Origin of the sequence: Algoriphagus sp. (assembly GCF_030694375.1) — a bacterium.
Taxonomy (GTDB): domain Bacteria; phylum Bacteroidota; class Bacteroidia; order Cytophagales; family Cyclobacteriaceae; genus Algoriphagus.
Genome location: NZ_JAUXYL010000013.1, coordinates 15,704 through 39,754 on the forward strand (window position 1 = coordinate 15,704; position 24,051 = coordinate 39,754).

Sequence of the window (24,051 nt, forward strand, 5' to 3'; positions counted from 1 at the left end):
AACGAGAAAAACAAGTATTTCAATGCAATCCCAAAAACTCAAATTCATTTTACTATTTACAGGAATTTCCCTGGCAGTAAATTTTGTAAGCCTAGGTCAGAGAAAGCCTATAGTCATACAAGATCAGGGAAGCTTCACGGTAGGGGGAACAGTAAAAACCAGCTCAGGTACTTTTGATCCAATCAAACATGGTGCTTTTAATCCTGGAAATCAATCCACAGAAGGACAGACCTTGCACGGAGATCATGCCTATGTTTTCTATCAGATTCCTGAGAAAGCAAAGAAATTCCCTTTGGTATTTTGGCATGGCTATGGGCAGTTTTCCAAAACTTGGGAAACCACTCCCGACGGACGCGATGGATTTCAAAACATCTTTTTGAAAAAGGATTATTCCGTTTACCTGATCGATCAGCCGAGAAGAGGAAGGGCCGGACGTAGCACGGTTCCTGTGACAATCGCTGCCAATACAGACGACCAATTGTGGTTTGGGATATTCAGAGTGGGAGTCGGTAGCGAATTCTATCCTGGAGTTCAGTTTCCAAAAGATCCCGAATCCCTAGATCAGTATTTCAGGCAAATCACTCCCGATACGGGACCGATTGATTTTGATGCAAATACATCAGCAGTATCAGCCCTCTTTGAAAAAATCGGAGAGGGCATCCTTGTCACTCATTCTCATAGCGGAGGTCAAGGTTGGCTTACTGCGCTCAAGACAGATAAAATCAAAGGAATTGTAGCCTACGAACCCGGAAGCAATTTTGTCTTTCCCGAAGGAAGCGTGCCAGATCCGATTCCTTATGTAGGAGGCACCTTGAGAGCCTTGGGAGTACCGATGGCGGAATTTAAAAAGTTGACCCAAATCCCGATCATAATCTATTATGGGGATTATATCCCGACCGAACCGGTGGAAAATCCTGCCCAGGAGCAATGGAGGGCAGCTTTGCAGATGGCCAAGCGTTGGACGAAAATCGTCAACGAAAATGGTGGAGATGTGACCTTAGTCCATTTGCCGGAAATCGGCATCAAGGGAAACACGCACTTTCCGTTCTCAGACCTCAACAATCTGGAAATAGCCGAACTGATGTCTGATTGGCTGATTGAAAAAAACCTGAATAACTAATCTCATTAAAATAAAATCGAATTCTAACTTCACTTATTACTTCTATGAAGTCTCTACTAATCACTTTACTAGTCCTAATGGCCTCTACATTTTCCTCTTTTTCTCAATCTAACCCGCTTTCTCCTGAGCTACAGGAAGTCAAAAAGCTCTCCATGGATAAATGGCAATGGATGGCGGATAAGGATATCGAGAAACTTACTCCACTATTTCATCCACAGGCCAAATTCGTCCACATGAGCGGCACCTGGTCCACCGCCCGAGAACTTGAAATCATCGAAACTGGAAGTATTTGGTATAAAAAAGCAGATGTAAAAGATACTGCCGTCGAACTTGTCGGAAAGACAGCCCTGGTTTGGAACCGGATCACGCTAACAGCCGAGGTCAGAGGAAATGATGTTGTGACCGAGTTCACTGTCACGGAAGTATATCAAAGAAAGGGCAAAGTCTGGAAACTCCTCGCCTTGACATTCAGCAGTGTGCGGGATACCCACGAGATTCAGAAATAACGGATGAAACCTGCCAGGTTTCAATCCGGTAAGACCTGAGAATTTATCAACCTGATAAAACCTGGCAGGTTTTTCCTTTTCAAGGCACTTAAACCAAACAATCAAATCCACAACCCGATAATCAACACACTATGAAAAAGATACTCCTTGGACTTGTTCTCTTCATGATCGGAACGCAATTGTCCTTTGCTCAAACCACTCCCGAGCAACAGGAAATCATCCAGCTTTCCAAAGACAAATGGCAGTGGATGGCCGACAAAGAAGCCGACAAGCTTGCCGTGTTGTTCGATGACAAATCTGTCTTTGTGCACATGGGAGGTGCCTGGGGAAAAGATCGGGAAGTGGAAGTGATCCGTGGTGGTGGCATTTGGTACAAAAAAGCCGATATCCATGAAGTATCGGTAGAGATCATCGATAACACCGCAATTCTCCTCAACCGAATTACACTCTTAGCTGAAGTTGGTGGTAATGAAGTCACCAATCCCTTTATGGTCACCGAAGTCTATATCAAAAAAGGAAGAACCTGGAAACTGGGTTCGCTTTCCTTTACCCGCCTAATGACTCCAGGTGGGCAGTAATTATAGACTTAAAAACCTGACAGGTTTGATTCATTATGGTTATAAAAACACTTGACACACAATCTAAACCTGTCAGGTTTGCTCTGCCTTGATCAGTGCTCCACTAACCGAAATATTAAATCAAATTCAAGTGAGTGAGGACCTGACTGTCGTCAGACAGGCACTCACTTGGGCGGGGAATAAGTAATCTATTCAAACAGCTCATCCACATAAATAACCACGATGAAATTCTTTCTCCTCAGTATTTTCCTTTTTACCTCCCTGCTTGGTTCTTGCCAAACTAAGCCAGAGGCGAGCGTAGAAAAAACTAGGGAGGAATCCGAGAGAATCCTCATTGTGTACCTCTCCCGAACCAAAAACACCAAGGCTGTTGCGGAGATGATCCATCGGGAAGTAGGGGGTGACTTGGTGGAATTGAAGCTTGTAACACCTTATCCGGAAAATTACAGGGCCATTGTCGATCAAGTAGCGAGAGAAAATGAAAGTGGGTATTTGCCTCCGCTCAAAACAAAAATCCCAGATGTAGCATCCTACGAGATTGTATTTGTGGGCTTTCCCACATGGGGCATGCAGCTTCCTCCGCCCATGAAAAGCTTTCTCAATCAGGTTGATCTGAGCGGAAAAACTGTCATCCCATTCAATACCAATGCAGGCTATGGAATCGGAAGCAGCTTTGAAACAGTAAAAGAACTCTGTCCAAACAGCACCATCCTGGAAGGATATTATACCAAGGGTGGTATAGAGCGGGACGGGGTCTTATATGTGATGGAAGGGGAAAAAGAAAAACAAGTACTGGAAGAAATAAGAGTTTGGTTAGACAAATTATCATTCTAGCATTTAAGGATAAAATGAACAGGGAAACCCTTTTCCTCAGGCATCAAAAAATGAATCTACTAGAACTAAAAAAAGACAACTCTTCCAGTGAAACAAAAGTTAGGCTTTGCCTCACAACGTATCAACTCAGCATTTTTGGAATTATTGGAGAACCAATTTCCAATAATAGACAAGGGATCATCATTGAAACTCAGGTCTCCTTCTGACTTTGCAGAGCATCTAAATATTCATGTGAATCATTTGAACAGGGCAGTAAAATATGTTAGTGGAAAAACCACCTCATTCATGATCAAGGATAGAATTCTACAGGAATCAAAGCGGTTATTGGCAATTAGCATGTGGAATATATCCGAAATAGCCTTTGCCTTAGGTTTTGGTGAAGGGACTCATTTTAATTTTTTTTTCAAAAAGCACACGAAAATGAACCCAACCCAATTCCGAACATCAGAAAAAAAAGAAGGATAGGATTCCTGTAAAATGAAAGATTGAGAAACAAGGATTATTAATTGTCACAGGGAAGTACTGAATAAAAACTAGAGATGGCAACTGAACTTGAAACTACAACTTCATCACAACCAAAAGTGATCTTAAATAACGGAGTCGAAATGCCGCTTTTAGGTTTTGGTGTTTTTCAGATAGCAGATCATTCAGAATGTGAAAGAAGCGTAATCGATGCCATCCAAACTGGGTATCGTTTGATCGATACAGCAGCATCTTATCTAAATGAAACCGCTGTTGGAAATGCTATACAGCATGTTGGAATTCCAAGAGAAGAACTTTTCGTTACCACCAAGCTTTGGGTTCAGGATACCGGCTACGAAAAGACAAAAAAGGCTTTTGAGAAATCACTTCAGCGTCTGAACCTAGATTATTTAGACCTTTACCTCCTCCATCAACCTTACGGCGACATTCATGGATCTTGGAGAGCATTGGAAGAATTGTATCGAGAAGGAAAAGTTCGTGCAATAGGCGTGAGCAATTTCCAGCCAGACCGGATCATGGATTTGATCGTCTTCAGTGAGATTAAACCCGCTGTCAACCAAATCGAAGCCCATCCCTTTCATCAGCAAGAGAATGCACGGCTTTTCTTGCAGGCAAACGGAATTCAGATGGAATCTTGGGGCCCCTTTGCTGAAGGGAAAAACGGACTATTCACCAATGAACTTTTGGCCTCCATGGGTGAAAAATACAATAAAACAATCGCTCAAGTAATACTTCGCTGGCTAACCCAGCGAGGCATCGTAGCCATCCCAAAAACAGTAAGGAAAGACCGCATGCAGGAGAATTTCAGTGTCTTTGATTTCCTGCTAAGTGATGAGGATATGGCGAAAATCGGCATCCTGGATCAGCATAAGAGCGCCTTTTTTGACCACCGCGACCCCAAAATCATTCAATGGCTTGCCACAAGAAAGCTGGACATCTAATCTCAAGAACTATTAACCCTAACCCTCACATGAAAAAATTTCTCTTCTTTTCCCTACTGATCTTGGCTGCTCTGTGCAGCTATGGACAATCCCCCGTGATCCAGACCAAATCCGGGGCGGTCCGTGGCGCCGTCGAAGGCGATGTTGCGAGTTTTAAGGGAATTCCTTTTGCTGCACCGCCAGTTGGAGAATTCAGGTGGAGACCACCGCAACCGGTAACTCCATGGACGGAAGTTCGGGATGCTACTAAATATTGTGCGGATTGTCCTCAGCGAACCTGGCCGGGTTCTACAGCTGTCGTTTCTGAAGATTGCCTTTTTCTTAATGTTTGGGCACCTGCTACAGCCACCAAAGATTCTAAACTGCCCGTGATGGTTTGGATCCACGGAGGGGCATTCACAGGAGGGAGCGGTGCAGGACCGGGTTCCGCCGGAGATGCATTTGCCAAACAAGGTGTCATCCTAACGACTATCAATTACAGACTTGGGCGACTCGGCCATTTTGCTCACCCGGCTTTGAGCCAAGAACATCCGGAGGAATTTAAGGGGAGTTACGCCTATATGGATCAGATTGCTGCTCTGAAGTGGGTCAAGGAAAACATTGCCGCTTTCGGGGGAGACCCGAATAACGTAACAATCTTTGGATTTTCTTCTGGAGGGGTATCCATTCATTCTCTTTTAACAATACCGGCTGCAAATGGCCTCTTTCAAAAAGCGATCAGCCACTCCGGTGGTGGGCGTGACGGTGTATTGACGGCAAGACCTATCAGAGAAGATAATTCTGATGAGCTATACCCAATATCAGCGGAAACTATCGGGATCAATTTTGCCAAAAGGCATAAGATCGAAGGAAAAGACGCATCATCGCTCGCCAAGCTCCGTGGCTTATCTGTGGAGCAAATCATCGACGGAGGCCAAGAAAATGACAGCACTGGAGCCAGAATCTATTCAGGCCCAATCCTCGATGGTAAACTGGTGGTGGAAACTGCCGAGACTGCCTACAAAGCAAACAGACAGGCAAAAGTTCCATTAATGATCGGAAGCTCCAGCGCTGAAATCGGTGGGGCCTTTATCAATGCAAGTAAGTCTAAGGAAGAACTTTTTGCCCAGTTCGGTGAATTGGAAGCTGAGGCTAAGGCCGCTTATGACCCCAATGGCGACAAAGAATTCAATGAAGTCCTGACCAAGTTTACCACAGATTGGGGTTGGGGCGAACCAGCTCGGATGACCGCAAGAACATTTGTTGGAGCAAATCAACCGGTTTACGTTTGGCAATTTGGCTATGTCCCACCAGCGGGAAGAGAACGATCTCCATACGGAGCAGGTCATGGATCTGAGCTTTCATTTGTTTTCAACACAATTCATGCAAGATGGGGAGCTCAGGGAGAAGCAACGGCATCAGAAAAAGAATTAGCAAGCCTGATGAATTCCTATTGGGTCAATTTTGCCAAAACAGGAAATCCAAATGGAAACAATCTACCGGGATGGCCTCAATACGACATCCAAAAAGCGGAAATTCTTGACATAAGCCTCGATGGGGAAGTGACCAACAAGCCAGATCCTAGAAAAGCTCGGTTCGATGTGTTGGAAAAAGCATTCGAAAACCGAACTCGACTCCAAACCCGAAAGGGATTTTAAGAGGATCTGAATCCTTACCAGTACAACTCAAAAAGAGAAATCAATGAAAAAGAATAGCGAAATCAACAGAAGGGATTTTTTCAAAAATGTAGCTTTGGCAGGAGCAGGACTGGCACTGACGTCAGGAAAAGTATTTGGCGCCAATGAAAAAAGGGCTGCCGAATTATTGGGAAAAACCGATCTGCCTTCCAGTTTACCGACACGAAAATTGGGGCCCATTGAAGTAACCGGCATCGGTTTGGGTTGTATGAGCATGGTTTCTGGAACCTACAATCCCACTCCTCCCAAAGATGAAATGATCGCCCATCTCCGAAGAGCAGTAGAAAAAGGCATTACGTTCTTTGATACAGCGGAAGTGTATGGCCCTTATGGAAGTGAGGAATTAGTTGGGGAAGCGCTTGAACCTTTCAAAGGCAAGATTACCATTGCTTCCAAATTCGGTTTTGAGATTCAAAACAATCAGCGCATGGGCCGCAATAGCCGTCCAGAATCCATAAAAAAGGTGGTAGAAGGTTCGCTCAAAAGACTTAGGGTAGAAGCCATTGACTTGTATTACCTGCACCGCTTGGATCCGAATGTTCCGATTGAAGAGGTAGCCGGGGCAGTGAAAGACTTGATTGCTGCCGGTAAAGTCAAGCATTGGGGTTTATCGGAAGTTTCACCCAACACACTGCGAAAAGCGCATGCAGTATTGCCTGTTGCTGCGCTTCAGTCGGAATATAATATGGCCGAACGTGTGGTTGAAAACCAAATTCTTGACACCTGCGAAGAATTGGGAGTTGGATTCGTTTGCTGGGGCCCCACGCATAGATCATTTCTTGCAGGCCGTTTTAATGAGTACAGCCGCTTTGACAGATTGGACCGTCGCTCTCAACTTGAGTTCTTTTCCGCTGAGGGCTTTGGGCAAAACATGCCGTTTTTGAGAACAGTCAGAAATTGGTCTCAAAAGAAAGGAATTACCATGGCCCAATTCTCCTTGGCTTGGCTCTTAGCTCAAAAATCCTTTATCGTTCCCATTCCTGGAACTATCAGTCCACAGCATTTGGATGAAAATATCGGAGCGCTTAACGTAAAATTCACCGATGCCGAGTTGAAAGAAATCCGGGCAGAAATCGAAAGTTTTAAGTTTCTTGGTGTCCGAACTCCCGAGTCGGCATTAGTCGATCAATAACCAGTTAAAAATGAAAACCGGTCTTCTCCTATACTTTCTATTCTGCTTGGTTTTCACAGGTTTTTCTCAAGAAAAAAAAGCAATTGATTCTCTGAAAAATCATTTGGAATAAACCGTTGATCAAACAGTTTGAATTATATAACCCAAACAAAATCAGCCTTTACTAAATTAAAGCAGTGTAAGTTGCCCTTATTTCCAAACGAATATTCTGTATGACCCAATCTGTAGAAAAGCTCAATCGCCGATCGTTTCTCAAAGTCACTGCCCTCGCAGGAGGAGGATTACTCTTGAGCTTCAACTGGCTGAGTGGATGCAAACCCAAGGAATTGGAAGAATTGGGTTTACCGAAGGAATGGTTTAGACTGAACGGCTACATCAAAATCGGTGAAAACGGACTCGTGACCCTGATGTCTCCCAATCCGGAAGGCGGGCAAAATGTCAAGTCCTCCATGCCGATGATCGTGGCGGAGGAACTTGACGCAGACTGGACTAAGGTAGTCGTGGAGCAAGCCCCTTTGGACACAGATAATTTTACCCGTCAGTTTATCGGAGGTAGTCAGGCCATCCGTATGGGTTGGAAAGCACTCCGAACCGCCGGTGCCACAGCCCGCCAACTCCTGATCCATGCGGCTGCTCAGACTTGGCAAGTTCCTGCAGCTGAAGTCACCACCGAACCCGGATATTTGATTCATTCAGCAAGCGGAAAAAAGGCCCACTTTGGAGAGATGGCTTCGCTGGCAGCCACCCTGCCCGTACCCGAGGAAGTTCCGCTCAAGGAAATTTCTGAATTCAAACTGATCGGCAAATCCCACAAAAATGTGGAAGCCAAAAACATCATAACCGGAAAGCCGCTTTTCGGGATCGATTACAAAAAAGAGGGGATGCTGATCGCCATGATCATCCATCCACCTGCTCACGGCATGCGGCTAAAGTCCTTTGACGACTCCGCCGCCCGAAACCTCCCCGGGATCACCGACATTTTCCAGATCAAATCCCATCAGGACGACTACGAACGCACCTTTTTTGACACCACCAGTTTCACGGATTTAGTCGCAATAGTCGGCAAGTCAACCTGGGAAGTGATGAATGCAAAAAAAGCCGTCAAGGTCGAATGGGAGGGATTTTCCACCTATGAAGAAAAGCGGGATTGGAACGGAAGAAAAGAAAACCGAACCATTCCCGGAGGCTTGGAAAGCTGGGAGGATCAAATGGCAAAAATGGGTGAAGCAGCCAAAAAAGCTAAAACTGTCCGCAAGGACGGAAATCCGGAAGCGGCTTTCGCCAAAGCGGCCAAAGTCATCGAGCAAACGTATCGGGGACCTTTTTTGGCACACAACTGCATGGAGCCGATGAACTTTTTTGCGCATGTCCAGGAAGGAAAAGCAGCTTGTGCCGGACCGCTTCAGAAGCCCGAACTGACCGAACAGGCGCTTTCTTCACGTCTCGGAATTCCCATAGAAAATATTCAGATCGAAATGACCCGACTGGGCGGTGGTTACGGACGCCGTTCCTATTCACACTGGCTGATCGAGGCAGCGGTCATTTCCCAAAAAGTCAATGCCCCGATCAAACTGATCTACTCCCGGGAGGATGACATGACAGGCGGAATCTATCGCCCCATGTATCAGGCGACCTATCGGGCTGCCTTGGACAAGGACAACAACTTGATCGGATTTCATGTAAATGCAGGAGGATTGGTAGAGCCCCCACTCTATCCGGATCGCTTTCCGGCAGGAGCAGTAGAAAATTACTGGGCTGAAGATTGGACGATTCCTTCAAATATTACCGTCGGGTCATTCCGAGCGCCACGATCCAACTTTATCGCTGCGGCAGAACAGTCCTTTCTAGACGAAGTGGCCGAAGCTGCGGGAAAAGACCCGATCGAATTCAGGCTCGAGCTATTGCGAAAAGCGAAGGAAAATCCAGTGGGAGAAAACAACGATTACGATCCGGATCGATTTATCGGAGTGCTGGAATTACTCAAAGTCAAATCCAATTGGGGACAACCCCAAGCAGGAGTTTCCAGAGGTGTTTCGGCCTATTTTTGCCACAACAGTTACGCTGCCCAAGTCCTGGATTTGAAAATGGAAAACGGACAGGTTCAGGTCGAAAAAGTCTTCAGTGCCGTGGATTGTGGATTGCTGATCAATCCCGACTCGGCAAAGAACCTCTGCGAGGGTTCGGTAGTGGACGGAATCGGCACGGCGATGTTTGGGGAATTGAAATTCAACCAAGGTGTGCCGGACAAGAACAATTTTGACAAGTATCGCATGATTCGGATGAAAGAAGCTCCGAAGGAAATCGAAACCCATTTTGTGGAAAGTCAAGTCGATCCCACAGGCTTGGGTGAGCCCGGATATCCTCCGGTTTTTGCCGCTTTAGCCAATGCCTTGTACCAGGCCACTGGCAAGCGGTTTTACGATCAGCCTTTTGCGAAGCAATTGGAAGGGTGAACCTATGTTTTGATCTGTGATAGTTTTCCCAGATCCGATTGATTTATAAATACATCTGTTTGATTTCCGTAAGGGTAAAACCTTCCGAAATCCCTAACTTCAACATCTAAATTCACAACCTATGGCCATTTTCAATCTCAACATCAACGGAACTTCCAAGCAGGTTGACGTAGATCCCAGCACTCCGATGCTTTGGGTTTTGCGGGACCACTTGGATTTGGTAGGCACCAAGTTTGGCTGCGGAATCGCTCAGTGTGGTGCTTGTACCATACACTTGGACGGTAACGCCGTTAGATCTTGCCAATTGCCGGTTTCGGCAGGCGAAGGAGCATCGATTACCACCATCGAGGGTCTCTCAGAAAAAGGAGATCATCCGGTACAGCAAGCCTGGCTAGAGCACGATGTACCGCAATGCGGCTATTGCCAGGCAGGACAAATCATGTCTGCCGCAGCACTTTTGGCGGCTAATCCAAATCCATCGGATACCGATATCGACAATGCCATGAATGGCAATATCTGCCGATGCGGAACCTATACCCGAATCAAAGCTGCCATCAAAACAGCGGCACAGAAACTCTAAACCCAGAAAAACATGACAACTGTAAACACCAAACTTGATCGAAGATCATTTTTAAAAGTGTCAGCTTTGGCTGGAGGAGGCATGATGCTGAGCTTTAGCTGGCTGGCTGGATGTAAGCCAACCGCCGAGGAAGCTTTGGGATTACCCAAAGAATGGTTTGAACTGAATAGCTACATCAAAATTGGGGAAAATGGTGCGGTGACACTTTTCAATCCAAACCCTGAGTTTGGGCAAAACGTCAAAACCTCTCTTCCCATGATTCTTGCCGATGAGTTGGATGTGGATTGGAAAAACGTATTTGTGGAGCAGGCAGACTTTTATCCTGAGCGATTTGAGAGACAATTTACAGGAGGGAGCAATAGCGTTCGGTCTGCTTGGAAACCTTTGCGTACCGCTGGTGGTACAGCAAGAGCGATGCTCATTGCTGCTGCAGCACAAACCTGGAAGGTTTCCGCTTCAGAAATCACTACCGCAGCCGGAATTTTAGAGCATAAAGCCAGCGGAAAAAAAGCACATTATGGCGAGATGGCCTCTCTCGCTGCCACAATGGAAGTGCCTGAAGAAGTCCAATTAAAAGAACTGAAAGATTTTAAGATCATCGGTAGTTCGAAAAAAAATGTAGAGGCAAGCAAAATCGTAACTGGAAAGCCACTTTTTTCTATTGATCACAAGGTAAATGGGATGAAGTACGCGGCCATCGTACACCCACCTGCTTTTGGAATGAAATTGAAGTCTTTTGACAAAACCTCAGTCAGCGGAATGTCTGGAATTCAGGACGTTTTTTCTATCAGTCTTTTCAAAGATGATTATGGGAGAAACTTTTTCGACACCACTACCTTCCCGGAGATCGTTGCCATTGTGGGCAATTCAACTTGGGAAGTGATGCAGGCAAAGAAATCACTGGCTGTAGAGTGGGAAAATGCACCTGAATCCAGTTTTGAAGTAGGCGGATTTGGTGGCCGACCTAATTCAAAAGTCATTGTGCCAGCAGGTCTAGAAAATACCTCCTCACACAAAGACCGAATGAAGGAATACATCACTAAACCCGGTAATGTAGTCCGTAAAGATGGTGACCCGGAGGGTGCTTTCAAAAAAGCAGCTAAGGTGATCGAGAAAACCTATTCTGCTCCATTTTTGGCACATAATACCATGGAACCCATGAACTGCTTTGCAGATGTCAAGGGAGATAAAGCAGTAATCTATGGACCGACTCAAGCCCCGGAATCCATCATGGGTACCTTGGTTCAGGCTTTGGGTATTCCAAAAGAAAATATTCAAATCAACCTTGCCCGTATGGGAGGTGGCTTTGGCCGAAGAGCCTACAGTCACCACATGACTGAAGCAGCCTTGATTTCACAAAAAATCCAGGCACCAGTAAAAATGGTTTACACCCGTGAAGACGACATGACCGCCGGTGTTTACCGACCTGCTTACTCTGCGACTTATCGGGCGGCCTTGGATGAAAACAACAACCTGCTTGCCCTCCATGTAAAGGCAGGCGGAATCCCAGAATCCCCCTTGCATGCCAATCGGTTTCCAGCAGGAGCCTTGGACAATTACCTGGCAGAAAGCTGGGATATCCCTTCCAACATCACCATCGGAGCATTCCGCGCACCTCGATCCAATTTTATCGCAGCTGCGGAGCAAAGTTTCTTGGACGAGTTGGCAGAAGTGATGGGTAAAGATCCGATCGAATTCCGGTTGGAACTCTTGAAAAGAGCGGAAACCAATCCTGTAGGAGAGCGAAATGATTACGATGCCAAGCGCTATGCCGGGGTATTGGAACTTGTTCGTGACAAATCCAACTGGAATACTCCTGCAGCCGGAGTTCATCGCGGGGTTTCGGCCTATTTCTGCCACAATTCCTATGTAGCCGAAGTAGTCGATACCGTGATCAAGGACAATAAGCCGGTGGTAGAAAAAGTCTATGCAGCTGTCGATTGCGGCATCGTGATCAATCCGGATGCTGCCATCAACATGGGAGAAGGAGCGATCGTGGATGGAATCGGAAATGCGTTTTTCGGTGAATTGGCTTTTGAAAATGGGGTGCCCAACAAGACCAATTTTGACAAGTACCGAATGATCCGTCAGAAAGAGACTCCCAAATCCATCGAGGTGCACTTTGTGGACAGTACCGAAGAGCCAACCGGACTGGGCGAACCTTTCTTCCCTCCTGTTTTTGCAGCCTTGGCCAACTCGCTTTACAAGGCAACGGGTAAGCGCTACTACGAGCAGCCTTTTGCCCCGCAACTGGAAATGCAGAATCTGAAGATGTGATCGGTTTCCTTTCCTAGTCGCCGAGAACACGACTGTGTCCGTCAGAAAGACAGCGACCATCTTCCAAATCAAATCGACCGGACCAGAAGTCCAGGCGATTTTTTATTTTGTCGAAATATGAATTTCCTTTGTCAAGAAAGCCTATAAGGTTCAGAACTTGGTTCAAAGAGTACCGTTTGGCCTTCATTGTAACTGTACTCGCTAATCCGATCTGCTTTAACCAATTCATTTATTATATCATAATCCCGATTATAATATGCTTTGACCAATGCACTAAATACCTCAGGAGGTATCGCATTAAGTATCGGTACACGAAGCTTTCTTAAATTTTGGCTTTGCCAACGAGGATAACCCCCATTCATTTTATTGCCAATTTCTAAAAGCTGATCTCGCACAAAATCAGACATCAAAATTGCAGCAAGCACAATAAGGTATTCATACTTTTGTCCTGCTATATAATATAAATTATGATGGGGGTAAAAGTTACCCTCATCGATGAACAAATGGGTATTCCCTGATATATCCGGCAAAAGAATCTTTGACTGAAAAATTAACTTTGTATTGATTTTATCAATGGTTTTATACCACAAATTAGGGTTTTTTATTGCCACATGACGTTTTTTGAGAAGGTCACGATTACAGTCGAAGTATTGCTTTGCTTTAGAATAACTTAAAGGTAAACCATCAGTTCCCATTTTTGAAAAATTTCTAATACGTCAGTTTTTTTACTGGTTCAGCCTTTGGGAAATCTGCCCATCCGGTGAATTGCCTCTACCAAAATAAAGGATGTCGAAATTACCATTCGAACGCGCCACTGCGAACAGATGTGGGCCGTGTACAGTGATTTTGATTATCGGCTACTTTTCAAGTTAATTCTTGATCTACTGGCAGAATTGCGGATAAACTTAAATCAGAATTTGATATTGAGAGGAATATTCAAATTATAACATCTGTGAAGTCGTAAAAAATCACGCGTTGTAGATTGAAAAAAAATCAATTCATCCCATTTTGATCAAGTGAGCGGAAACCAACTTCCATTCCCCTTCCTTTTCCACCCACACGTCAATGAAAGTTAAAACCTCATTGAATTCAACATCCTGGAGTTTGATGTTAAAAAAACCTTCCCCCTGAACCACAGTCGTGTTTCCATAGGACCTTGCTAGGATTTTATGCATTTCAACACCTCGGAAAACAGTCTCCTGTGACTTTAATTTTTCCATAAGCTCAGGCTTGGTAGCTACACTGCCATCAGGAAAGAAAATGAGTCCCCGCCCGTCAAAGAGTGAATAAAATGTCTCCAGATCAAATTCCAGCAGGCTGGAAAATTTTTCTTCAGACAGGGAAATAACATTCGATTCCATCATTAAAGTATCTTAGGGAATGGTTTAAGACGTGAAATTAAGGACTCATACAGGCAGTTTTTTATTCCCAGATTCAGTTACCAAATATTCGGCCGAAAAATGTAAACCAGGTGCTTAAAAGCGTGCAGTTTGAATTCAAAAAATTCAGCTCACCCAAAAGACTTCGCCTTCTCAAGGTGATAAGTTAAAAATCCCTCAGCCGATTTTCAGTTCAAATGTAAAAATCATGTTTTCCCAAGGCGTGAACTTTTGTTAAATGAATGGCAAAATCAGGTAAAACCCCTACATCATTCTTCTACATTTGAATCTAAAGTGACTTCCGTTCGTTGTTCAGAAGTAAGCAAAAGGTAAAAAAAAATGAAGAAAGCGGTACTTATTCTCCTGGGTGTATTTGTGTTTTTGATAGCGGCAGCACTGGCTATACCTTTTTTATTCAAGGACAAAATTATCGCAAGAGTCAATAAAGAGCTCGATCAGGCCTTAAACGCCAAAATCTACTATGATCCTGGTCAGGTTTCACTGAGCCTTTTCCGCCATTTTCCCAATGTCAGTGCCGGACTAGGCGATTTCGGGATCGTGGGCTTGGAGCCTTTCGAAAGTGACACTTTGGTCCATGCCGATGAACTGACTATGGACTTTAATCTCAGATCTGTCCTTTTCGACGATTTCCCCACTCTTACCGGACTTCATCTCAACGGAGGGGAGCTTTACATCAAAGTTTTAGAGGATGGCCGTGCCAACTACGACATCACCAAGGAGTCAACGACAACAGAACCTGAAGCCGAAAGCAATTTTAAGTTGGGAATAGAGCTTCTGGAAGTTAGCGGGGTCAATCTGATTTACGACGACCGCTCTCAGAAATTAGTCATGGCTTTGGCCGATATTGAGGCCAAAGGCAGCGGTCTGTTTGCACTGGATGTCTATGACTTGCCATTACAGCTGAGTGCCACGATTGCAGATGTCAATTACGGAGGAGTGCACTACATGAGCAATAAAAAGTTTAAAGGAGAGACACTACTCCAAGTTGATCTGGAGCAGATGAAGTTTACCCTGGCAGAGGGACGGTTTGCGCTCAATGACTTTCTGTTTGACCTGAGCGGAGTCATCGGCCTTCCTGAGGATGGAATTGCACTGGACCTTGCTTTTGAAAGCAGGGAGACGGATTTCAAAAACATTCTTTCGCTTGTTCCGGGCATTTACACTGAAAATTTTTCCACCCTCAAGACCTCCGGATCGCTTGCGTTTGAAGGGTTTGTGAAAGGCCTTTATGGAGAGAATGTTTTCCCCGTATTCGATATCAAACTGGAAGTCAAAGACGGTATGTTTCAATATCCCGATCTACCGCTTCCCGTCAAGGATGTAAACCTGAAATTTCAGGCGAAAAATGAAACTACCAACCTTGACAACACGACAGTTTCCATTCCAGTATTTTCCATGAATCTGGGTTCCAATCCCCTATCCGGCAATTTCTTCGTTGCAAATCTTCGTGACTATGACATGGAAGGAAAATTGACAGGAAAACTGAACCTGAAAGAACTCACTTCCATTTTCCCGATCGATAAAACCCAACTTGCAGGAATGCTCGACTTCAACGCAAGCGCAAAAGGCCGCTATGACTCCGCTGCAAAGGTCCTTCCAAGCATGGATATCCGTCTGAGTCTGGAAAATGGATTTGTGCAAAACACCGATTATCCTGTTCCCCTGGAAAAACTTCACGCCAAAGCCACCATTCAAAATCAAACCGGCTCCATGCGGGATTTCTTCGTGGACGTCAGTTCATTTGGATTTAACCTGGAGGGAGAAGAAATCGAGGGAAATCTGAAACTAAACGATTTCGAAGCACTCAACTGGAACGGCGCTGTGGAAGGTGCGGTAGATTTGAAGAAGCTGACAGCTATCTTCCCGATTACTGACACCAAACTGGAAGGACTCATCAAAGCTGATCTCAAAACCACTGGTTCCTATGCCGACGTGGAAAAAGAGCGCTATGACCGATTGCTGGCTTCAGGGACAATAGACATCCGGAATCTTTACTACGAATCAAAAGATTATCCGCAGGGAGTACGAATCCTTGAATCTCACGCAGATTTCAACCCGCAGCGGGCCAACCTGACCCAATTCAAATCCCAACTCGGAAAAAGTCCGCTTGAAGCCAGCGGCTACCTCTCCAATTACATGGATTATCTGCTTTCCGACAAAGGAGTATTGAAAGGCCAACTCAGCCTGAACAGCTCCAGATTTGATCTGAATGAGTGGATGAGCAGCACTCCCGCAGACACTTCCAGTACGGAGATGGAGGTAATCCCATTGCCAGGGAACATCGATTTCACCATGACTTTGGCTGCCGACGAGGTGATTTATGAAAAACTCAACTTGAAAGAAGTCAGAGGAAATATGACCCTGAGAAACGGGGTACTTCAATTTTCCGAGACAGGAATGAAAACCATGGATGGGCGGATAAAACTTACCGGGAACTATGACCCGAGAAATCTGGCCGCGCCGATCTTTGACTTCAACATGGATATTTCAGAACTGAGCATCGCCAAAGCCTTCGAAAGTCTTGAAACTGTCAAAGCTTTCGCTCCCATCGCCCGGGACATCACCGGAAAGGTGAATACCAACATCAGTTTCTCCGGTTTGTTGGGTCAAAATATGATGCCTGTCCTCTCTTCCATCGATGTCAGAGGAATCCTGAAAGTGGCTGAGGCGGCACTCAGAGACAGTAAAATACTGGAAGCGGTCACAAGCCTGACACGACTCAAAGACGGCAATACACTAAGCTTAAAAAACATTGCGATCCCCATAGTGATCGAAAACGGAAGAATGGAAGTCAAACCCTTCGACCTGCGTCTTTGGGATTACCAAACTACTATTCAGGGCAGCGCGGGTTTTGACGGATCGATCAGTTACCTGTTGAATATGCAGGTACCTGCCGGACAATTCGGTGCTCAGGCAAATTCCATTTTGGCGACCATCTCCGGTACAGAAGCAAGCACATCGACGTTAATTCCGATTGCTCTCAACCTATCGGGAACCTACAATCAGCCTAAAATCAGTCTTGCGGGGGGCAACAGCATAGAGAATTTACTGACCAATGCATTGAAATCCCGATTTGATTCAGAGAAGGACAATCTGCAGGCTAAGGCTACCGCGGAATTCCAAGCTGCCCAGGACAGCATCAAGCAGGAGATCAAATTGAAAGCAGAAGTGGTCCAGGATAGCGTCAAGAAGGAGCTGGAGAAAAAGGTAAATCAGTCTACCGGAAAAGCAGTGGATGAAGCAAAAACGCTACTGAAGGGCTTGATTGTAAAGCCAAAAGCTAAACCTGACACGACAAAGATCAACAACTAGGAACCATATTGGCCTCGAAAATTCCGAAACCCTGCCAGCTGTTGGGCAGGAATGAAATGATTTTTTTTACCGAAAAGGAAAATGAGAGTAGTTAATCGACCTTCAATAGAACGAGTGAGAGCATAGCTAATAATCTCTGCGGTCTCTGCGCCTGCGGTGATTTTTTACCCCTTTTTTCACCGCAAAGGAAAAAGAGAGGGACTAATCAATCCCCAAGAAGTTTGATCCAGTCGCTGTCGCTCTGATTGAGGACGCAAAGGTGGCCGGTTTCAAACCTTTAAAGGAACTCCTGAAAATCCGCGAAGATCAGCGTCTTTTTCCGCGTATATCTGCGGGAAACTCTTGGTGTATTTATCAAAAACTTTGGGCCTTAGGGCCTTTGTGGCAAATATTCTTCCCCTTAGAATTTCTCTCCAAAAAAATCCGCAGCGATCTTCAAAGGCCGGAATACCAGTCGGTTTTTGATGCGAAGGGCAGCACTCCGCTGAGAAATATCACGAAGTGTCTTTAAGACCTCCAGCGTGTGTTTGCCTTTGTTGATCATGATGCATTCGGCCCTTGAGGCATGGCCTGCATCAGTAACCTCAGCACGCGTAGCCACGCCCGATTTATGCAGATTTTCCAGCACCTGAGTGGCCCAGATTACCGGAACATGTGCCGCTTCGCAAAGCCACAAAATCTCATCCTGAATCTCCACCAATCGCTCAAAGCCGATCTCCACGGCCAAGTCTCCACGCGCAATCATCACTCCAAAATCAGCGTCTTTCATTCCTTCCAACAGTAAGGAAGGCAGATTTTTGACTGCTTCATGTGTTTCGATTTTGAGGATAATAAAAGGGATATCAGCCACTATCTCCTTCAAAGCGGCCCGCAAATCAGCAATATCCCGACTGGATCTTACAAAAGAAAACCCTACTGTATCCGCATTCGCACAGACAAAAGGAAGACACTTTTTATCAAAATCCGTAAGCGAAGAAATCTGTAGGGAACAATCCGGAAAATTGATTCCTTTTTCAGCTTTAATAAATGGTTTTTTGGAAGAAATACGCTCAATCTTTAGCAAAGCTTTGTCCTTATCAACCTTCTGCACCAAGCCCAGAATTAATCCGTCATCGATAAAAACCCGATCTCCAATCTTCAAACCAGCGATTACTCCAGATTCATTGGGGCTAATCACAATTTCTTTGGACTTAAACCCTTTGGCCGAATCACTCAGCCAAATCGTCTCTCCGATTTTTATCTCTACCCGCCCTTTGTCTTTCCCTTTTGTCAGCAGTTTGGTTCTGATTTTTGGCCCTGCGAGATCCACGTGAATTTTGCAGGGGAGGCCCGTAATTTTACTTGCCAGACGGATTTTGTCCACCATTTCCTGCCAAACAGATTCATCATCGTGTGCGCAATTGATCCGTGCAGTGCTCATTCCCTTTTTCAAAAGCTTCGGAATCAGATCTTTTTCTGCTAAAAATGCCGAGTCAAATGTCACCATTATGGAAGCAGGCCAATTTTCCGGCTTTGGCCCAAAAAGCTGATGACTACTTTCTTCGATTTTTTTACTCCCAAAATCTGTCGTGCAGGAGTCCAGTTTCTCAAACTTCTCACCCAAATGCTGGAGTGTCATTTCTATTTGCCGCTGCGTATGGCTTTCACAACTCGCCAAAGAAGAAAGTCCATTTTCATGAAGCATGATCTGAAGTTCTCGAACGTCTGTTTTGCGGAGAATCAGATACTTTAAAAAATTGATTGCTGATGTGCGGTTATGTGGAGGAATATCGGCAAGCAAGCCTGCAAACTCCTCTTCCACCCGATTCATCGATTGACGAAGGGAGCTCAATTGCATTTTCATTTGGTTTATCGAATCGAGCATTAGTCTGGTAGATTTTCGGCAAGTTCCATATTCTTTCGCTTATCCATTCTAAAAATTTGAATCTAAGAACACAATTTTTCAATGTGTTTAATACGCTTAAAACTTGCTGCTGCGGTGACTACGCGTCAAAAACTTTCTGTGCACCCCAGCTACGGCAGACAGGTCTGAGGTGAACTTTTTACTGCAACGGAAAAAGAGCACAAGTAATCAATCCTTCATAGGTTTAATCGAGTCATCATCGCTCTGATAGCGGATGCAAAAATGGAAGCGACAATCCTCAAGAGAACAAGTGAGGATGTAGGTGTTATTTTTTTTTTGGTATACCTGAAGCGAAAATATGCCTTGCTTCGTCATAGAGACATATTTGAAAACCTAATCCCAACATTTATGAGTATCAGTTCAAACATTAAAGCCTTCACCCGCAAGGGATTGATGATGGCTTCAGGAATTCTTGCCAGCTCCCTTTTGCTTACGGGCTGTCTGGATAACCTCGACTCCCCCAGCTTGCCACCGGCAGCCTACGTCTCCATTTTTCAGGGAGCTCCGGAGGCACCAGCCATGGATATCTTTGCCAATCAAAACCGGGTCAATCAGACGCCTGTCGAGTATACACAGATTTTACCCTACAGTGCCTTTTACCCCGGCTCCCGAAACTTTCGTTTTTCGGCCTTCAACTCCGCTACTTCCCTACTGGAAAAAAGCTTTGTGCTGAAAGCAGATACGGTGTATTCTGTTTTTGTGGCAGATAAAGCTTCCGGGATCGATGCTATTTTGGTAAAAGATATCTGGAAGGAACCAAGCTCCGCAAAAGCGCAGCTACGCTTTGTTCACCTCTCTCCTGACACGGAAAAAGTGTATTTGGAGCTGTCCGGAAGTAGTACTCCGCTGGTTTCAGAGTCTGAGTTCAAGTCTGTTTCTGAATTTAAGGAGTTGAATCCGGGTAACGTCACTCTGAAAGTGAAATCCAAGGCAACCGGCGAAACACTGATCCAATCCGGGACCTTGGATCTGAAAGGAAACCGGGTGTACTCACTGATTCTAAGAGGACTAAGCGCCGAAAGTACAGGTGGTAAAAAACTGGATATTCAGCTAATTACCAACTTTATCAACTATTAGAATTTTAAAATACGCCTTATTTTTTTTGTTTTTCCCGAAGCTTGGGTGAGCTTCGGGAATTTTTTTTTGTGATTTTAATCCGCAACTTTTCCAAAGTTTTAAACTTTGGAAAAGTTCTAAAATTAATTTACCTCAAAATGTTAGTTTCCAGTGGAAATCACAGCTAGAACTTTTCTCCAATGTTTCGATTATTTGTTGTGAATTGCTTTCAAAATGTTAGTTTCCAGTGGAAATCACAGCCGAAAAGACACCCTGAAAAGTTGTACAATCGTTGTGAATTGCTTTCAAAATGTTAGTTTCCAGTGGAAATCACAGCTTCGAGGGATTTAAAGAACTGAGTAACGGTGTTGTGAATTGCTTTCAAAATGTTAGTTTCCAGTGGAAATCACAGCTCCTTTTCAGCTACAAATCTGCTGACCAGGGTTGTGAATTGCTTTCAAAATGTTAGTTTCCAGTGGAAATCACAGCAATGATTTTGCGGCTATCATCCAGGACTTGTTGTGAATTGCTTTCAAAATGTTAGTTTCCAGTGGAAATCACAGCTTGTAAAAATCAAGGATGGACCACTAGTTAGTTGTGAATTGCTTTCAAAATGTTAGTTTCCAGTGGAAATCACAGCACGTTCCCAGTCTATTTCAATTGGTATTCTGTTGTGAATTGCTTTCAAAATGTTAGTTTCCAGTGGAAATCACAGCCGAATTATCGCTTAAATCCATCAAAGACATGTTGTGAATTGCTTTCAAAATGTTAGTTTCCAGTGGAAATCACAGCGCTGATCTACAAAAAGCAATGGATCTGTCTGTTGTGAATTGCTTTCAAAATGTTAGTTTCCAGTGGAAATCACAGCAATTCGGTTTGATGCTCGACATCGAAGTACGTTGTGAATTGCTTTCAAAATGTTAGTTTCCAGTGGAAATCACAGCGGCCAGTTAAAAACTTTGTGGAACTAACTGGTTGTGAATTGCTTTCAAAATGTTAGTTTCCAGTGGAAATCACAGCATTTATGCAGCAGTAGTAAAAGCCAAGAAAGTTGTGAATTGCTTTCAAAATGTTAGTTTCCAGTGGAAATCACAGCACCAGGTCAGGGATGTGTATCCGGATCCAGGTTGTGAATTGCTTTCAAAATGTTAGTTTCCAGTGGAAATCACAGCCTGAACATCGTCTCCCACGAAGACACCGGAGTTGTGAATTGCTTTCAAAATGTTAGTTTCCAGTGGAAATCACAGCCGCCGTCACAATTAATTATACCATCTACCTGTTGTGAATTGCTTTCAAAATGTTAGTTTCCAGTGGAAATCACAGCAAGAGATCAGCCGAATATCGAGAGGGTTGAGTTGTGAATTGCTTTCAAAATGTTAGTTTCCAGTGGAAATCACAGCGGTCAATGAGAACGAATTGCAGTTGGTTCCGTTGTGAATTGCTTTCAAAATGTTAGTTTCCAGTGGAAATCACAGCCGATGTCCTGGCAGCCACCGCATCTAACGCGTTGTGAATTGCTTTCAAAATGTTAGTTTCCAGTGGAAATCACAGCAACAGCCTCAAAAGACTGGCTGGAGGGATTGTTGTGAATTGCTTTCAAAATGTTAGTTTCCAGTGGAAATCACAGCCAAACAGATTGAGCAGCTTGATGCCAATCTGTTGTGAATTGCTTTCAAAATGTTAGTTTCCAGTGGAAATCACAGCCCACAAAGAATCAAGTGGACCTTGCATTATGTTGTGAATTGCTTTCAAAATGTTAGTTTCCAGTGGAAATCACAGCCAGGCGAAACAGATACTTCGCATTCTTCTGTTGTGAATTGCTTTCAAAATGTTAGTTTCCAGTGGAAATCACAGCTCAATGTCTCCAAGCTTGGAGGAATCCTGAGTTGTGAATTGCTTTCAAAATGTTAGTTTCCAGTGGAAATCACAGCCAGAGCATCTTCTGAGTAGAAGGTTTTGCCGTTGTGAATTGCTTTCAAAATGTTAGTTTCCAGTGGAAATCACAGCTATAAAGAATTGCCTTATCCGCAGTATATAGTTGTGAATTTGATAATCTCACCCCATACTGACCCACCCATTTCGGAGTAAACTGCCCCACCTGTTTCAGTCGATATTGACCCAGGCGTTTCAGTGCATACTGACCCACCTATTTCAGTTGAAACTGACCCACCCTTCCGGTGATCTTTTCTTATTTCTTTTGAGCGACTAACTCAAAAGAACGATGGCAGCAAAAAGCAAAACCATGCAACAGATCCGGAACATTTTACAGCAAAAAGCAAACGGGCTATCTATTCGTGCCATAGTCCGTCACTCCAATTATTCCCGCAATACCATTCGAGGTTATCTTCGGCTAATCGAACGAAGTTCCTATACGCTTTCTGAGTCTTTAAAACTGAGTGATGAGGCCCTCGGCGAATTACTTTTTGAGTCAGAAACGCCACCCACCGCCGATCCAAGGTATCTCCATCTTCAACAAAAACTTCCCCAATACGCCGTAGAGCTCAAAAAACGGCACGTCACCCGTCAGCTGCTTTGGGAAGAATACCACGAGAGTCATCCTCCGGAAGGAGGTTATGGCTACACCCAGTTTTGTCACTATCTGAACCAGCATATCGCCAACAAGGACGTCTCTGCCCTGTTCGTCCATAAGCCCGGAGCCAAGCTGATGGTGGACTATTCGGGTGACAAGCTGGGTTATATCGACCGCCAGACCGGAGAAATTATCCCCTGTGATGTTCTGGTGACCGTTCTACCGTTCAGCAGCTATCTGTATATCGAAGCTATTCCCGATCAAAAGCAGGAGTATTTTGCCTCATCACTGGGCAATACGTTCGGTTATCTTGGAGGCATGCCTGATTGTGTAGTCTGTGACAACATGAAAACTGCCGTCAAAAAGGCCAACCGCTACGAGCCAGCCTTCACCGAACTGATCGAGCAGCTTTCCCTGCACTACAAGGTCACCTTCATGGCCACTAGGGTAAGAAAACCCAAGGATAAAGCTACCGCAGAAACCAGTGTGAGAGTGTCCTATACCCGGATCTTCGCCAAACTCAGAAACCTGGAGGCTTTCAGTCTGGCTGAGCTCAACGCACAGATCAGAGAAGAATTGGACAAGCTTAACCGCCGCAACTTCAAAGGAAGGAATTACAGCCGTCACGACCTGTTTGTCCAGTATGAACAGCCCCTGTTGAAGTCCCTGCCTTCCACGGTCTTCGAGGTTCGCAAAACCGTCATGGCCAAAGTGCAGCGTAACTATCACGTTCAGCTGGGCGAGGATTGCCACCTGTACAGTGTTCCCTACGATCAGGTGGGCAAACAGGTTAAAATCAGCTACACACAGAGCCAAGTGGAGATCTATGCCGATCACAGGCGGATTGCATTTCACGCCAGAGACCGACGCAGGTATGGCTACAGCACCCTTGCGGCACACATGCCGGAAAACCACCGGGCCATCCACCAGCAGAAAGGATGGGATGGAGCTTATTTTCTTTCCCAAGCTGCATCCATCGGCCCCCATACCAAGGCAGCAATCGGGAAAATTCTAGAATCCAAAGTCTTTCCCGAACAGACCTTCACCTCCTGCTTGGGTGCGCTTCGGCTGGCCGGTAAATACGGAAAAGACCGGCTGGAAAAAGCCTGTTCCCTGCTCAGTGAAGCCCCAAGGGTCAATTACGGAATCTTGGACAACATCCTCAAAAACAACATGGACAAAAAAGACACTACTGGTGAATCGGCCTTCAAAACTCCTGCCCATGAGAATATTCGAGGCCCAAAAGAACTCTTCTAACCCCAAAACAAAC

17 protein-coding genes and 1 CRISPR repeat array are annotated in these 24,051 nt (G+C 44.9%); of the genes, 14 read left to right on the plus strand and 3 right to left on the minus strand.

Going from position 1 to position 24,051, the window contains the following annotated elements:
- Positions 1 to 22 precede the first annotated feature (22 nt).
- The 11 genes from Q8M62_RS03905 to Q8M62_RS03955 all read left to right on the plus strand — a co-directional run bounded on the left by Q8M62_RS03905 (position 23) and on the right by Q8M62_RS03955 (position 12,580).
- The gene (locus Q8M62_RS03905) at positions 23 to 1,120 is read left to right on the plus strand and encodes an alpha/beta fold hydrolase (RefSeq protein ID WP_304900484.1); all 1,098 of its coding nucleotides are present in this window, start codon (positions 23 to 25) and stop codon (positions 1,118 to 1,120) included.
- Positions 1,121 to 1,164: 44 nt separating this feature from the next.
- Positions 1,165 to 1,626 carry a nuclear transport factor 2 family protein gene (locus Q8M62_RS03910; RefSeq protein ID WP_304900485.1) on the plus strand — a complete coding sequence of 154 codons (462 nt, stop codon included), beginning with the start codon at positions 1,165 to 1,167 and terminating at the stop codon, positions 1,624 to 1,626.
- Positions 1,627 to 1,757: 131 nt separating this feature from the next.
- Positions 1,758 to 2,204 (plus strand): nuclear transport factor 2 family protein, encoded by a 447-nt coding sequence (locus Q8M62_RS03915; RefSeq protein WP_304900486.1) that lies wholly within the window; start codon positions 1,758 to 1,760, stop codon positions 2,202 to 2,204.
- 222 nt (positions 2,205 to 2,426) lie between these two features.
- On the plus strand, positions 2,427 to 3,038 hold the full coding sequence (locus Q8M62_RS03920) for a flavodoxin (RefSeq protein WP_304900487.1): 612 nt from the start codon (positions 2,427 to 2,429) through the stop codon (positions 3,036 to 3,038).
- 87 nt (positions 3,039 to 3,125) lie between these two features.
- Positions 3,126 to 3,503 (plus strand): helix-turn-helix domain-containing protein, encoded by a 378-nt coding sequence (locus tag Q8M62_RS21545; protein WP_370690545.1) that lies wholly within the window; start codon positions 3,126 to 3,128, stop codon positions 3,501 to 3,503.
- 74 nt (positions 3,504 to 3,577) lie between these two features.
- Complete coding sequence (locus Q8M62_RS03930; protein WP_304900488.1) at positions 3,578 to 4,462, plus strand: aldo/keto reductase; 885 nt, start codon at positions 3,578 to 3,580, stop codon at positions 4,460 to 4,462.
- Positions 4,463 to 4,491: 29 nt separating this feature from the next.
- The gene (locus Q8M62_RS03935) at positions 4,492 to 6,099 is read left to right on the plus strand and encodes a carboxylesterase/lipase family protein (protein ID WP_304900489.1); all 1,608 of its coding nucleotides are present in this window, start codon (positions 4,492 to 4,494) and stop codon (positions 6,097 to 6,099) included.
- Positions 6,100 to 6,142: 43 nt separating this feature from the next.
- The gene (locus Q8M62_RS03940) at positions 6,143 to 7,270 is read left to right on the plus strand and encodes an aldo/keto reductase (protein WP_304900490.1); all 1,128 of its coding nucleotides are present in this window, start codon (positions 6,143 to 6,145) and stop codon (positions 7,268 to 7,270) included.
- A 212-nt stretch (positions 7,271 to 7,482) separates the two neighbouring features.
- Positions 7,483 to 9,723 (plus strand): xanthine dehydrogenase family protein molybdopterin-binding subunit, encoded by a 2,241-nt coding sequence (locus tag Q8M62_RS03945; RefSeq protein WP_304900491.1) that lies wholly within the window; start codon positions 7,483 to 7,485, stop codon positions 9,721 to 9,723.
- A gap of 121 nt (positions 9,724 to 9,844) precedes the next feature.
- Positions 9,845 to 10,303: a (2Fe-2S)-binding protein gene (locus Q8M62_RS03950; protein ID WP_304900492.1), complete on the plus strand. Its 459-nt coding sequence runs from the start codon at positions 9,845 to 9,847 to the stop codon at positions 10,301 to 10,303.
- A gap of 12 nt (positions 10,304 to 10,315) precedes the next feature.
- Positions 10,316 to 12,580 carry a xanthine dehydrogenase family protein molybdopterin-binding subunit gene (locus Q8M62_RS03955; RefSeq protein WP_304900493.1) on the plus strand — a complete coding sequence of 755 codons (2,265 nt, stop codon included), beginning with the start codon at positions 10,316 to 10,318 and terminating at the stop codon, positions 12,578 to 12,580.
- A 131-nt stretch (positions 12,581 to 12,711) separates the two neighbouring features.
- Here the strand turns inward: Q8M62_RS03955 and Q8M62_RS03960 are convergent, their stop codons facing one another.
- Together Q8M62_RS03960 and Q8M62_RS03965 are read right to left on the minus strand one after the other, a co-directional pair.
- Positions 12,712 to 13,275 (minus strand): TaqI-like C-terminal specificity domain-containing protein, encoded by a 564-nt coding sequence (locus Q8M62_RS03960; protein ID WP_304900494.1) that lies wholly within the window; start codon positions 13,273 to 13,275, stop codon positions 12,712 to 12,714.
- A gap of 303 nt (positions 13,276 to 13,578) precedes the next feature.
- Entirely contained in the window at positions 13,579 to 13,944 is a 366-nt protein-coding gene (locus Q8M62_RS03965; RefSeq protein WP_305668027.1) for a nuclear transport factor 2 family protein, read from the minus strand.
- A gap of 354 nt (positions 13,945 to 14,298) precedes the next feature.
- On the opposite strand from Q8M62_RS03965, the gene Q8M62_RS03970 reads away from it, so the two are divergent.
- Positions 14,299 to 17,292, plus strand: a complete 2,994-nt coding sequence (locus Q8M62_RS03970) for an AsmA-like C-terminal region-containing protein (protein WP_304900496.1) — start codon at positions 14,299 to 14,301, stop codon at positions 17,290 to 17,292.
- Positions 17,293 to 17,692: 400 nt separating this feature from the next.
- Here Q8M62_RS03970 and Q8M62_RS03975 read toward each other — a convergent pair whose 3' ends face one another.
- A complete protein-coding gene (locus Q8M62_RS03975) occupies positions 17,693 to 19,129 on the minus strand; it encodes a pyruvate kinase (protein ID WP_304900497.1) in 1,437 nt (478 codons plus the stop codon).
- Between the two features lie 288 nt (positions 19,130 to 19,417).
- Here Q8M62_RS03975 and Q8M62_RS03980 point away from each other — a divergent pair, with 288 nt between their 5' ends.
- Positions 19,418 to 20,272: a DUF4397 domain-containing protein gene (locus Q8M62_RS03980; RefSeq protein WP_305668028.1), complete on the plus strand. Its 855-nt coding sequence runs from the start codon at positions 19,418 to 19,420 to the stop codon at positions 20,270 to 20,272.
- A gap of 194 nt (positions 20,273 to 20,466) precedes the next feature.
- Positions 20,467 to 22,259: direct repeats of the CRISPR family, unit length 46 nt; unit sequence GTTGTGAATTGCTTTCAAAATGTTAGTTTCCAGTGGAAATCACAGC.
- A 213-nt stretch (positions 22,260 to 22,472) separates the two neighbouring features.
- On the plus strand, positions 22,473 to 24,038 hold the full coding sequence (gene istA, locus Q8M62_RS03985; protein ID WP_304900499.1) for an IS21 family transposase: 1,566 nt from the start codon (positions 22,473 to 22,475) through the stop codon (positions 24,036 to 24,038).
- Positions 24,039 to 24,051: the final 13 nt, after the last annotated feature.

Bases quoted from the DNA above. Each gene is read 5' to 3' on its own strand.
- Q8M62_RS03945 (WP_304900491.1), top strand. From the start codon at position 7,483: ATGACCCAATCTGTAGAAAAGCTCAATCGCCGATCGTTTCTCAAAGTC.
- Q8M62_RS03915 (WP_304900486.1), top strand. From the start codon at position 1,758: ATGAAAAAGATACTCCTTGGACTTGTTCTCTTCATGATCGGAACGCAA.
- Q8M62_RS03930 (WP_304900488.1), top strand. From the start codon at position 3,578: ATGGCAACTGAACTTGAAACTACAACTTCATCACAACCAAAAGTGATC.
- Q8M62_RS03970 (WP_304900496.1), top strand. From the start codon at position 14,299: ATGAAGAAAGCGGTACTTATTCTCCTGGGTGTATTTGTGTTTTTGATA.
- Q8M62_RS03950 (WP_304900492.1), top strand. From the start codon at position 9,845: ATGGCCATTTTCAATCTCAACATCAACGGAACTTCCAAGCAGGTTGAC.
- Q8M62_RS03980 (WP_305668028.1), top strand. From the start codon at position 19,418: ATGGAAGCGACAATCCTCAAGAGAACAAGTGAGGATGTAGGTGTTATT.
- Q8M62_RS03955 (WP_304900493.1), top strand. From the start codon at position 10,316: ATGACAACTGTAAACACCAAACTTGATCGAAGATCATTTTTAAAAGTG.
- Q8M62_RS03975 (WP_304900497.1), bottom strand. From the start codon at position 19,129: ATGCAATTGAGCTCCCTTCGTCAATCGATGAATCGGGTGGAAGAGGAG.
- Q8M62_RS03920 (WP_304900487.1), top strand. From the start codon at position 2,427: ATGAAATTCTTTCTCCTCAGTATTTTCCTTTTTACCTCCCTGCTTGGT.
- Q8M62_RS03905 (WP_304900484.1), top strand. From the start codon at position 23: ATGCAATCCCAAAAACTCAAATTCATTTTACTATTTACAGGAATTTCC.
- Q8M62_RS03935 (WP_304900489.1), top strand. From the start codon at position 4,492: ATGAAAAAATTTCTCTTCTTTTCCCTACTGATCTTGGCTGCTCTGTGC.
- istA (WP_304900499.1), top strand. From the start codon at position 22,473: ATGGCAGCAAAAAGCAAAACCATGCAACAGATCCGGAACATTTTACAG.
- Q8M62_RS03910 (WP_304900485.1), top strand. From the start codon at position 1,165: ATGAAGTCTCTACTAATCACTTTACTAGTCCTAATGGCCTCTACATTT.
- Q8M62_RS03940 (WP_304900490.1), top strand. From the start codon at position 6,143: ATGAAAAAGAATAGCGAAATCAACAGAAGGGATTTTTTCAAAAATGTA.
- Q8M62_RS03965 (WP_305668027.1), bottom strand. From the start codon at position 13,944: ATGATGGAATCGAATGTTATTTCCCTGTCTGAAGAAAAATTTTCCAGC.
- Q8M62_RS03960 (WP_304900494.1), bottom strand. From the start codon at position 13,275: ATGGGAACTGATGGTTTACCTTTAAGTTATTCTAAAGCAAAGCAATAC.